Origin of the sequence: Pseudomonas sp. P108 (assembly GCF_032613195.1) — a bacterium.
GTDB lineage: Bacteria > Pseudomonadota > Gammaproteobacteria > Pseudomonadales > Pseudomonadaceae > Aquipseudomonas.
The window spans coordinates 5,420,370-5,434,557 of the sequence record NZ_CP126691.1 but is presented as its reverse complement, the minus strand read 5'-3'; the positions used below and the strand labels follow the sequence as shown (position 1 = coordinate 5,434,557).

Genomic DNA, 14,188 nt, shown 5'->3' with positions numbered 1-14,188 from the left:
TAAGGATTTAAAGTGAGCAAGTCTCTGCAAGCCATTCGTGGCATGAACGACATCCTGCCCGAACAGACCCCGCTGTGGCGTTATTTCGAGGGCACCGTTGCGCGTCTGCTGGATAACTACGGTTACAAGCAGATCCGTATGCCGATCGTCGAGTTCACCGAGCTGTTCAAACGCTCGATCGGTGAAGTGACCGACATCGTCGAAAAAGAGATGTACACCTTTGAAGACCGCAACGGCGACTCCCTGACCTTGCGTCCGGAAGGCACCGCGGCGTGCGTGCGTGCTGTGCTTGAGCACGGCATCACCGGCGGTGGCCAGGTACAGAAACTCTGGTACATCGGCCCGATGTTCCGCCACGAGCGTCCGCAGAAAGGCCGTTATCGCCAGTTCCACCAGATCGGTCTGGAAGTGTTCAACCTCGACGGTCCGGACATCGACGCCGAGCTGATAACCATGACCTGGCGCCTGTGGGGCGAGTTGGGTATCCGTGATGCGGTCAAGCTCGAGCTCAACAGTCTGGGTACCAGCGAGTCCCGTGGTCGCTATCGTGAAGCGCTGGTCGAGTACCTCTCGGCGCACCACGACAAGCTCGACGAAGACAGCCAGCGTCGTCTGAAAACCAACCCGCTGCGCGTGCTCGACACGAAAAATGCCGACACTCAAGCGGTGCTGGTTGATGCGCCGAAGATGGCCGACTACCTCGATGACGAGTCTCGTGCACACTTCGAAGGTTTGAAAGCGCGCCTGGATGCCGTTGGCATTCCGTACGTGCTCAACCCGAAACTGGTTCGCGGCCTCGATTACTACAGCAAAACCGTTTTCGAATGGGTCACCGACAAGCTCGGCGCCCAAGGCACTGTCTGCGCCGGTGGCCGTTACGACGGTCTGGTCGAGCAGATGGGCGGCAAGCCGACCACTGGCGTTGGTTTCGCCATGGGCATCGAGCGTCTGGTTTTGATGCTGGAAACCCTTGAGCAGATTCCGGAAGAAATCTCCCGTCAGGTCGATGTCTACCTCTGCGCCTTCGGTGAAGAAGCCGAGCTGGCCGGTCTGGCTCTGGCTGAACGGGTTCGCGATCAACTTCCAAACCTGCGTCTGCAAGTCAATGCCGGCGCCGGCAGCTTCAAAAGCCAGTTCAAGAAGGCCGACAAGAGCGGTGCGCTGTACGCACTGATCCTCGGTGACGACGAAATGGCCCAGCAAGTGGTAGGTTTCAAACCCCTGCGTGGCCAGGGCGAACAACAAAGCATTGCCTGGGACGCGCTCGCCGCTCACCTGGCCACCTGCGTCGTGCAGGGTTGAAGCTGTCCAAACAGCCGATTTAGCGATTAAGGAGTATTGGGGTGTCGAGTACCGAAGACGAACAGTTGGCGGATTTGAAGGACTGGTGGACACGCAACGGCAAACCTCTGGTCACTGGCGGCCTGTTGGCGCTGGTCATCGTGTTCGGCTGGCAGGCTTATCACAAGTATCAGAGCAACCAGTCGCAAGGCGCCTCGGTGCTCTATCAGCAATTGCTGGAAACCACGCTGACGCCTGATGGCAAGCCTGATGCGGCCCGCGTTGCGGACCTGGCCGGCAAGCTCAACAGCGAGTTCGGCGGTTCTGCCTACGCGCAGTACGGCAGCCTGTTCGTGGCCAAAGTGGCGGTCGACAGCGGCAAGCTGGATGACGCCGCGACCGAGCTGAAAGCCATCGTCGACAAACCGGCCAACCCGGCGCTGGGCGAAATCGCCCGTCAGCGTCTGGCGCAGGTACTGGGTGCGCAGAACAAGGCTGAAGACGGCCTGAAACTGCTCGACGGCGATGCCGACAAAGCGTTCCTGGCCACTCGCGAAGAACTCAAGGGCGACCTGCTGGTGCAGCTGGGCCGTACCGATGACGCGAACAAGGCGTATCAAAAAGCCAAGGCGGCACTGTCGGATGAAGCGGCGGTCGGTGGCCTTCAAATCAAGCTCGACGACCTGGCCAAAGGGGATGCGTGACGTGATCCGTTGGAAGCATGCAGCATTGCTGGCTCTGGCCCTTCTGGCCGCGGGTTGCAGCAGCAACAGCAAAAAAGAATTGCCACCGGCCGAACTGACCGACTTCAAAGAAGAAGTGGTTCTGCACAAGCAGTGGAGTCGTTCGATCGGTGACGGTCAGGGCGAAACCTACAACATGCTGGTGCCGGCGATCGACGGTGACACCATCTACGCCGCTGATGTGACCGGCGTGGTGATGGCCATGGATCGCGGCAATGGCGACGTGAAATGGAAGCAGGATCTTGAGCTGCCCGTCTCCGGCGCTGTCGGCGTTGGTTATGGTCTGGTGCTGATCGGCACCCTGCGTGGCGAAGTCGTCGCTCTGGACACCAGCAACGGTGAAGAGAAGTGGCGTGCTCGCGTAAACAGCGAAGTCCTCGCGCCGCCGGCTAACAACGGTGACGTCGTAGTGGTGCAGACTCAGGACGATCGTCTGATCGGCCTGGATGCCTCCACCGGTACCCAGCGCTGGGTGTATGACAGCACCCCGGCCGTACTGACCCTGCGTGGCACCAGTGCCCCGTTGGTGACCAACCGCCTCGCGGTGGCTGGTCTGTCGACCGGTAAAGTGGTTGCTCTGGACATTTCCAACGGCGTGCCGGTGTGGGAACAACGCATTGCGATTCCACAAGGTCGTTCGGAACTGGAGCGCGTGGTCGACATCGACGGCGGTCTGCTGCTGTCCGGCGGCACCCTGTACGTTGCCAGCTATCAGGGTCGCGTGGCGGCACTGGACCTGGAAAGCGGTCGTCAACTCTGGCAGCGCGATGCGTCGAGCTACGCCGGTATCGCTCAGGGTTTCGGCAGCGTTTACGTGAGCCTGTCTTCGGGCACAGTTGAAGGCGTCGACGAGCGTTCCACCACAGCATTGTGGAGCAACGATTCGCTGGCTCGCCGTCAACTGTCGGCTCCGGAAGTGTTCTCCAGCTATGTTGCAGTGGGTGACCTGGAAGGTTATCTGCACCTGCTGAGTCAGGTTGACGGTCGTTTCGTCGGCCGTGAGCGCATCGACAGCGACGGCCTGCGTGCCCGTCCGCTGGTGGTGGGTGACACGATTTATGTATATGGCAACAGCGGCAAACTGGAAGCCCTGACCATCAAGTAACAACTATGCTTGGGGTTAACACCCCCAGGCAGCTTCACTTGTGAGTATGAATGTGGGAGCGAGCCTGCTCGCGATGGGCGTCAACGATTACGCAGACGGCCTGAATAAACGCGGTGCCTTGGCGTTTTTCGCGAGCAGGCTCGCTCCCACAGAGAACACCCACAGTGTTGCCCCGAGCACCAGCCGCTGCCTCGCAGCGGCTTTTGTATTTTCTGAAATAACGAAGTGGAGAGCCGCATGGTTCCCGTAATCGCCCTGGTGGGCCGACCGAACGTCGGCAAGTCCACCTTGTTCAACCGCCTGACCAGGACTCGCGACGCCATCGTCGGCGACTTGTCCGGTCTGACCCGTGATCGCCAGTACGGTGAGGCCAAGTGGCAAGGGCGTTCCTACATTCTGGTCGACACCGGTGGTATCTCCGGTGACGAGCACGGTATGGACGAAAAAATGGCCGAGCAGTCGCTGCTGGCCATTGAAGAAGCGGATGTTGTGCTGTTCCTGGTAGATGCCAAGGCCGGTTTTACCGCCGCCGACCAGATGATCGCCGAACACCTGCGCAAACGTAACAAGCGTTCCTACGTGGTCGCCAACAAGGTCGACAACATCGACCCGGAAATGGCCCGCGCTGAATTCGCTCCGTTGGGCATGGGCCACGCGATCCCGATCGCCGGTGCTCACGGCCGTGGCATCACCCAGATGCTGGAAATCGCCCTGGGTGATTTCCCCAAAGACGCAGAAGAGCCGGAAGACGGCGAAGAAGAGATCGTTGCCGAAGGCGAGGAAGCCAAGCGCATTCCTGGCCCAAGCGAAAAAGACGGGATCAAGATCGCCATCATCGGCCGTCCGAACGTGGGCAAGTCGACCCTGGTCAACCGCATGCTCGGTGAAGACCGCGTAATCGTCTACGACCAACCCGGCACCACGCGTGACAGTATCTACATTCCGTTCGAACGCAATGAAGAGAAGTACACGCTGATCGACACCGCTGGTGTGCGCAAGCGCGGCAAGATCCACGAAGAAGTCGAAAAATTCTCCGTGGTCAAAACCCTGCAGGCGATCAAAGACGCCAACGTGGTGATCTTCGTGATGGACGCCCGCGAAGGCGTGGTCGATCACGACCTCAACCTGCTCGGTTTTGCCATTGAGTCGGGTCGTGCGCTGGTGATCGCGATCAACAAGTGGGATGGCATGACGCCGAGCGAGCGCGACTACGTCAAAGTCGAGCTGCAACGTCGTCTGTTCTTCGTTGATTACGCCGACATCCACTTCATCTCGGCACTGCACGGCACTGGCGTGGGCAACCTCTACGCTTCCGTGCAGAACTCGTTCAAGTCGGCGGTCACCCGCTGGCCGACCAACCGTCTGACCCAGATTCTCGAAGACGCCGTTGGCGAGCACGCGCCACCGATGGTCAACAACCGCCGGATCAAGCTGCGTTATGCCCACTTGGGTGGTGCGAACCCGCCGATCATCGTGATCCACGGTAACCAGATCGAGAAAGTGCCGAAGTCGTATGTGCGCTATCTGGAGAACACTTACCGTCGTGTGCTGAAGCTGGTCGGTACGCCGATCCGCATCGAGTTCAAGGGCGGCGAGAACCCGTACGAAGGCAACAAGACCACGCTGACCGACCGCCAGGTCAACAAGAAGCGTCGCTTGATGTCGCACCACAAGAAAGCCGACAAGAAGCGCCGCGACAAGAAATAAGGTCGCGGCTCGCTGATCGTTCCCATGCTCCGCGTGGGAATGTATCCCGTGACGCTCTGCGTCACATAAGCGGTGGACGCAGAGCGTCCAAGGCTGCATGCCCACGCAGAGCGTGGGAACGATCAACATGAGAGAAGGGTGCCATCCGGCGCCCTTTTTTTATGGGCGGCGGATGGGCTATCCTCGGGCTCTCCCGCGCCGTCGTCAGAGCCGGGTGTTGAGCAGGGAACCCCCGATGATCACCAGTAAGCTGCCGAATGTCGGCATCACTATTTTCACGCAGATGTCTCAGCTCGCCGCGCAAACCGGCGCGATCAACCTGTCCCAGGGTTTTCCTGATTTTGACGGCCCGCAGTCACTGCGTGATGCAGTCGGTCGGCACATTGCCAGTGGCCACAACCAGTATTCGCCGATGACCGGGCTGCCGGTGCTGCGCGAGCAGATTGCGGCGAAAATCGCTCGCAGCTATGGCGTGCAGGTCAATGCCGACAACGAAGTGACCGTGACGCCGGGCGCGACCCAGGCGATCTTCTGTGCGATTCAAGCGGTTATCCACAGCGGCGACGAAGTCATCGTGTTCGATCCGTGCTACGACAGCTACGAGCCGGCCACGGAGTTGGCGGGCGGACGTTGCGTGCATGTGCAGTTGAACCCGGACGACTTCTCCATCGATTTCGACCAGCTCGCCGCGGCCCTGAGCCCGCGCACGAAAATGATCGTCATCAATACCCCGCATAACCCGAGCGGTGCACTGATCAGCCGTGCGGAGCTGGATCAACTGGCGGCGCTGATCCGTGATCGCGACATCTACCTGATCAGCGACGAAGTCTATGAACACCTGGTGTTTGACGGCGTGCCGCACGTCAGCTTGCTCGCCCATGAAGAGCTGTATCAGCGCGCGTTCGTGGTCAGCTCGTTCGGCAAGACCTATCACGTCACTGGTTGGAAAACCGGCTACGTCGTCGCGCCGCCAGCGCTGACGGCCGAGCTGCGCAAGGTGCACCAGTACGTCAGTTTCTGCGGCGTCACACCGCTGCAATACGCGCTGGCCGATTACATGGCCGAGCATCCCGAACACGTCGAAGAGCTGCCTGCTTTCTATCAGGCCAAACGCGATCTGTTCTGCGATCTGCTGGCGCCGTCGCGCTTCACTTTCAGCCGTGTCGCCGGCACTTATTTTCAGTTGGTGGATTACTCGCAGATCCGCCCCGACCTGAATGACGTCGAGATGGCCATGTGGATGACCCGCGAACACGGCGTGGCGAGTATTCCAGTGTCGGTCTTCTATCAAAGCCCACCCGAAGGCCAGCGCCTGGTGCGCCTGTGCTTTGCCAAACGCGAGGAGACGCTGCGCGAAGCGGCGGCAAAACTATGCGTGATCTGAGTGCGTTACCCGATCTGAACCTGGCGCTGATCCAGACCAGCCTGGCCTGGCATGACCGTCAGGCCAATTTCGAGCATTTCGAGCAGTTGCTGGAGCAGGCGCAGGGCGCTGATCTGATCATCCTGCCGGAGATGTTCACCACCGGTTTTTCCATGGAGTCGGAAACCTTCGCCGAAGCCGAGAACGGTCCGACGCACAAATGGCTACGGGTTCAGGCGGCGAAGCTCGATGCAGTGATCACCGGCAGTGTGATCATTCAGGCGGCTGACGGCAGCCATCGCAATCGCTTGCTATGGGCACGGCCGGACGGCGAAGTGCTGCACTACGACAAGCGCCACCTGTTCCGCATGGCCGGTGAGCACAACCACTACACCCCCGGCGAACGCCAGGTGCAGTTCGAACTCAAGGGCTGGCGGATCCGCCCGCTGATTTGTTACGACCTGCGTTTTCCGGTGTGGAGCCGCGATGCGCAAGATACGGATCTGCTGCTGTACACGGCGAATTGGCCGGGTGCGCGACGGTTGCACTGGAACCGACTGTTGCCTGCTCGGGCGATCGAGAACCTTTGCTATGTGGCGGCGGTGAATCGTGTTGGTACCGACGGCAAGGGTTTCGCGTATACCGGAGACAGTCAGGTGCTGGATTTCCAGGGTGAAACCTTGCTGGCGGCGGGGGAGGCCGACGGGGTGTTCAAGGTCGTGCTTGAGGCGGCGCCACTGGCGGCGTATCGCGAGCGTTTCCCGGCGAATCTGGATGCCGACACCTTCGAGTTCACCTGAGGTAACTGATCGTTCCCACGCTCTGCGTGGGAATGCAGCCCGTGACGCTCCGCGTCACTGGACGCAGAGCGTCCCTTGAGGCATTCCCACGCAGAGCGTGGGAACGATCGCAGGCAAAAAAGGCCCCGGAGTTCAAACGCCGGGGCCTTTTGCATTTCAGCGATGACTTACGCCGCTTTCGCCTCAGGCTGGCTCAACGAGCGGTTCAGCGCGCTGAACAGGGCCTTGAAGCTGGCCGTGGTGATGTTTTCATCAATGCCCACGCCGTGCACCGCACGCTCGCCATTCACACGCAGCTCGATGTACGCCGCTGCTTTGGCGTTGGTGCCCGCGCCGATCGCGTGTTCGTTGTAGTCCATGATCTCCACCGGAACCGGCAGGCCGGCGACCAGTGCTTCCAGCGCACCGTTGCCCTTGCCGCGCCAGTGCAGGTTGGTTTCGCCCTGACCTTTGCTCGCCACTTCCACTTCGACGTTGCTGTTGCCGTTTTCTTCCTGCAGGCGATGGCTGACCAGCGCGTACGGGGTGTTGGCTTGCAGGTATTCGCTGATCAACAGCGAGTGGATTTGCTTGGCAGTCATTTCCAGGCCGAGACGGTCGGTTTCACGCTGCACCACCTGGCTGAATTCGATCTGCATGCGACGTGGCAGGCTGATGCCGTATTCCTGCTCCAGCAAGTAAGCGATGCCGCCCTTGCCCGACTGGCTGTTGACGCGAATCACCGCCTCGTAGCTGCGGCCAATGTCGGCCGGGTCGATCGGCAAGTACGGCACTTCCCACAGTGCATCGGGTTTCTGCTGGGAGAAGCCTTTGCGGATTGCGTCCTGGTGCGAGCCGGAGAACGCGGTGTGCACCAGGTCGCCAACGTACGGGTGACGTGGGTGAACCTGAATCTGATTGCACTCTTCGACGACTTTGCGCACGCCGTCGATGTCGGAGAAGTCCAGCTGCGGGTCGAGACCCTGGGTGTACATGTTCAGTGCGACGGTGACGAGGTCGACGTTACCGGTACGCTCGCCGTTGCCGAACAGGCAGCCTTCGACGCGATCGGCACCCGCCATCAGGCCCAGTTCGGTAGCCGCAACGCCAGTGCCACGGTCGTTGTGGGTGTGCAGGCTGATGATCACGCTGTCACGACGGTTGATGTTGCGGCCGAACCACTCGATCTGGTCGGCGTAGATATTCGGCGTCGCGCACTCAACGGTGGCGGGCAGGTTGAGGATCATCTTGTGCTCAGGCGTCGGGTTCCAGACCTCAATCACCGCATCACAGACTTCCTTGGCGAACTCCAGCTCGGTGGCGCTGAAGGTTTCCGGCGAGTATTCGAAAGTCCACTCGGTGCCCGGCTGCATTGCGGCGTATTTGACGAACAGCTTGGCCGCGTTCACAGCGATGGCCTTGATGCCGTCCTTGTCCTGGTTGAAGACGATGCGACGGAAAGAAGGCGAAGTGGCGTTGTACAAGTGAACGATGGCTTTCTTCGCACCGCGCAAGGATTCGAAAGTGCGCTCGATCAGGTCTTCACGGCCCTGGGTCAGCACCTGAATGGTGGTGTCGTCCGGGATGTGGCCTTCTTCGATCAGGGTGCGCACGAAGTCGAAGTCGGTTTGCGAAGCCGCCGGGAACGACGCTTCGATTTCTTTCACACCGACCTGCACGAGGGTTTTCCAGAAGCGCAGCTTCTTTACCGCGTCCATCGGTTCGATCAGCGACTGGTTGCCGTCACGCAGGTCGGAGCTGCACCAGATCGGCGCGGTGTCGATGGTTTTCGACGGCCAGGTGCGATCCGGCAGGTTGATGACGGGAAACGCGCGGTATTTCGAAGACGGATCTTTGAGCATGCTCATCGGGAAATTCCTTATTGTCTGGGCCGAAAAGAGGCGGCCTGCCGGTGGAACGAATGTTCTTGGAAAAGCGTGGGACGAGGTGCCGCGATTCAGCCTGGCAGTCGTGCACTGACGAGGCACAGGCTGCGGTGCTGGCGAAGCTGAATGAGGGTGTGAGAGGTTTTCATGCCTTCAACCCTAACCGCGAGGGGAGAGGATGGCAAGCAGTCGGAAAAAATTGAGAGGAATACTCGGAAAGCGGGTTTTTGCGGGATTTTATTGCGCTGGAGATCGCTGAACGTTGTGATATTTGCGCGAGGTTTGATTGGGGCGCAATCGAGGTTTTTAGGGATTCATTGAGTATTGCTGTGTTGTATAGGCCGCCTTCGCGAGCAGGCTCGCTCCCACAGGGGATCTGTGTTGTGAATAAGATCCAGTGTGGGAGCGAGCCTGCTCGCGAAGAGGCCGGTCGCCTCAACACATATTTAAGGTTGAAACGCACCAATGAAAATCGCCGGATCCACCCGCGCATCATTCAGGCTGACATTCCAGTGCATATGCGGTCCGGTCGCGCGGCCGGTCATGCCAACCTTGCCGACCACCGCGCCCCGCGCCAGTTGATCGCCGACTTTCACATCAATCTTCGACATATGGCAGAACATGCTGATAAAGCCCTGTCCATGGTCGACAAACACGGTGTTGCCGTTGAAGAAGTAGTTGCCGGTGAGGATCACCTTGCCCGCCGCCGGGGTCTTGATCGGCGTACCCGCCGGCACCGCAAAGTCGAGGCCTGCGTGGGGATTGCGTTCTTCACCATTGAAGAAACGGCGCACGCCAAACTTGCTCGACAGCGGCCCGTTTACCGGTTTGTCCAGCAGCAGATTGCTCGGCGTGTTTGGGCTGAAGCTGCGGTAGGCCTTGATCTGCTCAGCCAGTTCACCCTCGATGCGCTTGAGGTTCGACTGATCCGGATTGACCTGCTGCTTGTTCTTCAGAGTAATGCGCTGTTCCGGGTACTTCTTGTTGCCCACGGTGAACGGCAAGTTGCGCCCGCCACTGCTGATCTGTTGCGCGCCTGGCTTCACGGTCAGCGGCACACCGACAATCGCCAGCCAGTTGCTCTGTTCTTTTACCACCAGCACTGGTTTGCCCTGATACGTGGCTTTCGGCGCCTGCGTGGCCGCGCCCAGATCAACCACCGCCACGCCACCCGGCACCGGTTTGTTCAGCAGCCGGGTGATGTAACTGTCGGCGTGGGCATTGAAGGTCAGGCACAGCAGAAACAGTGGAGCCAGAAAACGCGGCATGGATCAGTCCAGTAAAGAGAGGGTGACAGGCGTCAGGTGATTGTCCTCGACGCGCACTTGCAGTTCGCCTTCGCCGAGTTTGGCTTTCAGGCGCTGGCCGGTGTGGGTCTGGGCGGCGTTGCGGATTGCGTGGCCACGCTCATCGAGCAGAATGCTGTAGCCACGACCGAGGGTTGCCAGTGGGCTGACCACGTGCAGCGTCTGCATCTGGCTGTGCAGTTGCAGACGACGGTTTTTCAGGCCTTCACGCATGGCGCGGGGCAGGCGTTCGGCAAGGCTGTCGAGACGCTGGCGCAACATTGCCAATTGCCGTCCCGGATGCTGGCCGGCGAGGCGCGTCTCCAGGCGGATCAAGCGTTCGCGGCGGGTATTGAGATGGCGCTCGAACGCCCGGCGCATGCGCATGTCCAGATCGTCCAGACGCTGAGCCTGCTGGCGCAGACGTTCGCCGGGATGACGCAGGCGCCGCGCCATGCCTTCGAGGCGCAGGCGATCACGCATCAAGCGATCGCGCATGCGCATCACCAAGCGGCGATGCAGGCTTTCGACCTGACGGATCAAATGACTGGAATCGGGCGCGAGCAATTCGGCTGCCGCGGAAGGCGTCGGCGCCCGGACGTCGGCAACAAAGTCGCTGATCGACACATCGGTTTCATGGCCGACGGCGCTGACAATCGGTGTCACGCAAGCATCGACGGCGCGGGCCACGGCTTCTTCGTTGAAGCACCAGAGGTCTTCCAGCGAGCCGCCGCCACGGGCGAGGATCAGTGCGTCGAAACCACGGGCATCGGCCATTTTCAGGGCGCGGACGATTTGCGCGGTGGCTTCGCGGCCCTGTACGGCGGTGGGGATCAGCGTCAGTTGCACCTGCGGCGCACGGCGGCGGAACACGCTGATGATGTCGCGAATCACCGCGCCGGTTGGCGAACTGATAATGCCGATGCGTTGCGGATGTGCTGGCAACGGCACTTTGCGTTCGGCACTGAACAGACCTTCGGCGCTGAGCTTTTCTTTCAGCGCATCGAAGGCCAGGCGCAGCGCGCCGTCACCGGCAGGTTCGACGGTGTCGAGGATCAGTTGATAGTCGCCACGGCCTTCGAACAGCGAAACCTTGCCACGCACCTTCACCGCCAGGCCGTCCTTCAACGCCTGACGCACCCGCGCAGCGTTCTGTCGGAACAGCGCGCAACGCACCTGCGCGCCGCTGTCCTTGAGGGTGAAATAGATGTGGCCGGACGCCGGACGGGCGAGGTTGGAGATTTCGCCTTCGACCCAGATGTTGCTGAACACGTCTTCGAGCAACACCCGCGCGCGGCCGTTGAGCTGGCTGACGGTCAGGACTTCACGGTCCAGGCCAAGTCTTGCAAAGGGATCTTTAATCATGGGGCGCAGTTTAAAGGCATTTGCTGATCAATCTCCATGAATCACCACAAATCCCCTGTGGGAGTGAGCCTGCTCGCGATAGCGGTGTGTCAGTCGCAGGATAGGTTGAATGTTCAACCGCTATCGCGAGCAGGCTCACTCCTACAAGGGGTTGTGAAGGTTTCGATGAAGTGGTGAATCAGAGGTGTGGGATTCTGGTGGTAGGCGAGGGCGACGGTGCTTTGGCAGTCGGCGTCGGCCAACGGTAGAAATCGTACGCCGCTCGGGGCGATGTCCTGCATCGATTCCGGCAGCAGGGCGATGCCGAAACCGGCCTGAATCAGCTGCAATTGCGTGGTTTTGCGCGACATCACCCGCGCCGCTTTCGGGAAGAAACCCTGACGCATGCACAGATCGGCACACAGATAACTCAAGCCACCGCGATGCGGATGCGGAATCGAGATGAACGCTTCTTCCTTCAGTTGGGCCAGATCGACACGCTCAGCCGCGGCCAATCGATGATCCATCGGTACCGCCAGCAGCAATCGCTCAGTGAACAGCGGCACAATCTGAATCCCTTCACGCTGGCGCAACACCGGCAGGCGCAGCAGGCCGATGTCGAGGCGTCCTTCGGCCAACTCTTGCAGTTGCGTCTCGGAAGACAGCTTGCCGATATCCAGTGACACACCAGGCTGTTGCTGCAGATACGCACCGATTTCACCGAGCAAACGTCCGCTGATCGACACGGTGCTGGAGTGGCTGAGGCGCAACGTGCCGAGCTGACCGTTACCGACTTCAGTGGCCATGGCACTGGCCTTGCTCAACTCATTGAGCAAATTTTTTGCTCGCGGCAAAAACGCTTCGCCCGCTGCTGTGAGGCGAGGCTGGCGCGCGGTGCGTTCGAACAGCGGGGTCTGCAGGCGCGTCTCCATGTCCTTGATCTGCCGGCTCAGCGCCGATTGCGCGATAAACAGGCGCTCGGCCGCCGCACTGAAACTGCCGCATTCGGCGATTTCCACGAAGTAACGCAATTGACGGGTTGAAAGCACAGCAATGCCTTTTTGAGATGGGTCGGTGGCTTTGAAGATATTAGTCGCAACCCTCGGCGCTGGCTAAAGTCATCACAGGCTTATTAAGGAAGCGTATCGATGAGCGTGGCGGGGTTGTTGAGTGAGTGGTCGTGGGGCGTCAGTGGTTGGGCAGTAATCGGGCTGGGCATCGCCCTGGCTTACATCGTGTTCGGTATCGCCGGATTCGGCACGGCGCTGGTGGCGGGGCCGATTCTGATTCTGTTCATGCCACTGTCGAAGATTGTGCCGTTGCTGGTGCTGCTGGATTTTGTCGCGGCGTTCGGCAATCTACTGCCGTCGCGGCGCGATGTGGCGAAACCGGAGTTGTTACGGCTGCTGCCGTGCATGGCAGTCGGCTGCACATTGGGGGTGATTTTTCTGCTCAACCTCAAATCCGATGTGTTGCTGCTGTTGATGGGGCTGTTTATCAGCGCTTATGCGATTTACAGCCTGTGGGTGAAAGCGCGGCCAGCGCAGTTGTCGGCGGCGTGGGCAGTGCCGATGGGGACTGTGGGTGGATTGTTCGGGGCGCTGTTTGGCAGTGGCGGCTTTTTATATGCGATTTATCTCAGCAGCCGTTTGCCGAAAGAGGCCGCCCGGGCCACACAAAGTGCGCTGATCAGTTGCAGCACGGTGGTGCGTTTGAGTCTATTTGCCATCGCGGGTGTGTATGCCGAGCTACCCTTGTTGATGCTGGCGCTGTGTCTGTTGCCGGCCATGGCGTTGGGGTTGTGGATCGGGCGGCGGTTGACCATGCGTTTGTCACGCGAGGCGTTCGTGCGGCTGGTGACGTGGCTGGTACTGGCGAGCGGGCTTGCGCTGATCGGGCGTTACCTCAGCACTTGACCGGATTTCGTCAGGGATTAAGCTGCCGGCTTTAAGGGCCTCTTCGCGAGCAAGCTCGCTCCCACAGGTAGCGCATACCAATGTGGGAGCGAGCCTGCTCGCGAAGGCGTCAGAAGCCACACCGCAGGACTTTCCATGAATTCGCAAAGCATCATCGTCCCGAAAATCTCCACCCTGCCGGTCCACGAACCCCGGGCCCGGGCGATTCTGCGCTGGCTGGTGCGCAAGAACATCATCAAAGAAGAGCTGAGCACCTGTGGCCGCACCGGCAATCGCATGGCTTACGCGATCGCCGACGGCGCGAGGGCCGTGGTCCTGCACCCGCAAGCGTTGCCATTCGGTGAGCCGATCAACGGCCTGGAGATCGTCACCAAGCGTTGCATCTACACCCCGGCGAAGGGCTTTCTCGAAGAGGCCGGTTGCGCCGAGTGCCGTCGTGAAGTCGGCGAAGCCCTGTTCGAAAGCCTCGAAGACTGGTTCCCGGGCCGCACCGATAACTTCACTTGCCCGGAATGCGGGCATGAAGATGACATCAACGGTTTTCTGTTTTTGCAGGAATGTGCGTTTTCCAACCTCGGTTTCATCTTCAACAACTGGCTGGAGGCGGGCTTCAAGCAGAGCTTTATCGATGAGTTTGCTGATTGGCTCGATCAACCTGTCTCTTGGGTCAAGGTGGAGCTGTAACGGCGGGGATTCCCGTACATCAGCAACATTGATATTAAGCTGAGTTTTACATTGAACAGCAGGGGGTGTCTGACTATAATGGCGCGCTTCCATT

At 60.0% G+C, this 14,188-nt stretch carries 12 protein-coding genes; 8 read left to right on the top strand and 4 right to left on the bottom strand.

Going from position 1 to position 14,188, the window contains the following annotated elements:
- Positions 1 to 12: 12 nt before the first annotated feature.
- The 6 genes from hisS (at position 13) to QOM10_RS23770 (ending at position 6,999) form a co-directional block, all read left to right on the top strand.
- Complete coding sequence (gene hisS / locus QOM10_RS23795; protein ID WP_016984369.1) at positions 13 to 1,302, top strand: histidine--tRNA ligase; 1,290 nt, start codon at positions 13 to 15, stop codon at positions 1,300 to 1,302.
- Positions 1,303 to 1,343: 41 nt separating this feature from the next.
- Positions 1,344 to 1,985: a YfgM family protein gene (locus QOM10_RS23790; protein ID WP_007916865.1), complete on the top strand. Its 642-nt coding sequence runs from the start codon at positions 1,344 to 1,346 to the stop codon at positions 1,983 to 1,985.
- Positions 1,978 to 3,129, top strand: coding sequence for an outer membrane protein assembly factor BamB (bamB, locus tag QOM10_RS23785; protein ID WP_038362973.1), 1,152 nt, complete (start codon positions 1,978 to 1,980; stop codon positions 3,127 to 3,129). The genes QOM10_RS23790 and bamB overlap by 8 nt, the downstream gene beginning before the upstream one ends.
- A 237-nt stretch (positions 3,130 to 3,366) precedes the next feature.
- Positions 3,367 to 4,836, top strand: coding sequence for a ribosome biogenesis GTPase Der (gene der / locus QOM10_RS23780; protein WP_095122497.1), 1,470 nt, complete (start codon positions 3,367 to 3,369; stop codon positions 4,834 to 4,836).
- Positions 4,837 to 5,071: 235 nt separating this feature from the next.
- A complete protein-coding gene (locus QOM10_RS23775; RefSeq protein ID WP_316917055.1) occupies positions 5,072 to 6,220 on the top strand; it encodes a pyridoxal phosphate-dependent aminotransferase in 1,149 nt (382 codons plus the stop codon).
- Positions 6,208 to 6,999, top strand: coding sequence for an amidohydrolase (locus tag QOM10_RS23770; RefSeq protein WP_316917054.1), 792 nt, complete (start codon positions 6,208 to 6,210; stop codon positions 6,997 to 6,999). The genes QOM10_RS23775 and QOM10_RS23770 overlap by 13 nt, the downstream gene beginning before the upstream one ends.
- A 167-nt stretch (positions 7,000 to 7,166) precedes the next feature.
- On the opposite strand, the gene leuA is transcribed toward QOM10_RS23770, so the two are convergent.
- The 4 genes from leuA to QOM10_RS23750 all read right to left on the bottom strand — a co-directional run bounded on the left by leuA (position 7,167) and on the right by QOM10_RS23750 (position 12,543).
- Positions 7,167 to 8,846 (bottom strand): 2-isopropylmalate synthase, encoded by a 1,680-nt coding sequence (gene leuA / locus QOM10_RS23765; RefSeq protein ID WP_127929659.1) that lies wholly within the window; start codon positions 8,844 to 8,846, stop codon positions 7,167 to 7,169.
- Between the two features lie 464 nt (positions 8,847 to 9,310).
- Positions 9,311 to 10,132 carry a peptidoglycan DD-metalloendopeptidase family protein gene (locus QOM10_RS23760; RefSeq protein WP_316917053.1) on the bottom strand — a complete coding sequence of 274 codons (822 nt, stop codon included), beginning with the start codon at positions 10,130 to 10,132 and terminating at the stop codon, positions 9,311 to 9,313.
- Positions 10,133 to 10,135: 3 nt separating this feature from the next.
- Positions 10,136 to 11,515: an exodeoxyribonuclease VII large subunit gene (xseA, locus tag QOM10_RS23755; RefSeq protein ID WP_016984362.1), complete on the bottom strand. Its 1,380-nt coding sequence runs from the start codon at positions 11,513 to 11,515 to the stop codon at positions 10,136 to 10,138.
- 113 nt (positions 11,516 to 11,628) lie between these two features.
- Positions 11,629 to 12,543, bottom strand: coding sequence for a LysR family transcriptional regulator (locus tag QOM10_RS23750; RefSeq protein WP_316917052.1), 915 nt, complete (start codon positions 12,541 to 12,543; stop codon positions 11,629 to 11,631).
- A 99-nt stretch (positions 12,544 to 12,642) separates the two neighbouring features.
- Here QOM10_RS23750 and QOM10_RS23745 point away from each other — a divergent pair, with 99 nt between their 5' ends.
- Together QOM10_RS23745 and QOM10_RS23740 are read left to right on the top strand one after the other, a co-directional pair.
- A complete protein-coding gene (locus QOM10_RS23745) occupies positions 12,643 to 13,410 on the top strand; it encodes a sulfite exporter TauE/SafE family protein (RefSeq protein WP_316917051.1) in 768 nt (255 codons plus the stop codon).
- A 135-nt stretch (positions 13,411 to 13,545) separates the two neighbouring features.
- Positions 13,546 to 14,094 (top strand): sugar ABC transporter ATPase, encoded by a 549-nt coding sequence (locus QOM10_RS23740; protein WP_127929654.1) that lies wholly within the window; start codon positions 13,546 to 13,548, stop codon positions 14,092 to 14,094.
- Positions 14,095 to 14,188: the final 94 nt, after the last annotated feature.

Coding starts and splice junctions, on each gene's coding strand:
- bamB (WP_038362973.1), top strand. CDS start 1,978: ATGCGTGACGTGATCCGTTGGAAGCATGCAGCATTGCTGGCTCTGGCC.
- der (WP_095122497.1), top strand. CDS start 3,367: ATGGTTCCCGTAATCGCCCTGGTGGGCCGACCGAACGTCGGCAAGTCC.
- QOM10_RS23775 (WP_316917055.1), top strand. CDS start 5,072: ATGATCACCAGTAAGCTGCCGAATGTCGGCATCACTATTTTCACGCAG.
- QOM10_RS23770 (WP_316917054.1), top strand. CDS start 6,208: ATGCGTGATCTGAGTGCGTTACCCGATCTGAACCTGGCGCTGATCCAG.
- leuA (WP_127929659.1), bottom strand. CDS start 8,846: ATGAGCATGCTCAAAGATCCGTCTTCGAAATACCGCGCGTTTCCCGTC.
- QOM10_RS23760 (WP_316917053.1), bottom strand. CDS start 10,132: ATGCCGCGTTTTCTGGCTCCACTGTTTCTGCTGTGCCTGACCTTCAAT.
- xseA (WP_016984362.1), bottom strand. CDS start 11,515: ATGATTAAAGATCCCTTTGCAAGACTTGGCCTGGACCGTGAAGTCCTG.
- QOM10_RS23745 (WP_316917051.1), top strand. CDS start 12,643: ATGAGCGTGGCGGGGTTGTTGAGTGAGTGGTCGTGGGGCGTCAGTGGT.
- QOM10_RS23740 (WP_127929654.1), top strand. CDS start 13,546: ATGAATTCGCAAAGCATCATCGTCCCGAAAATCTCCACCCTGCCGGTC.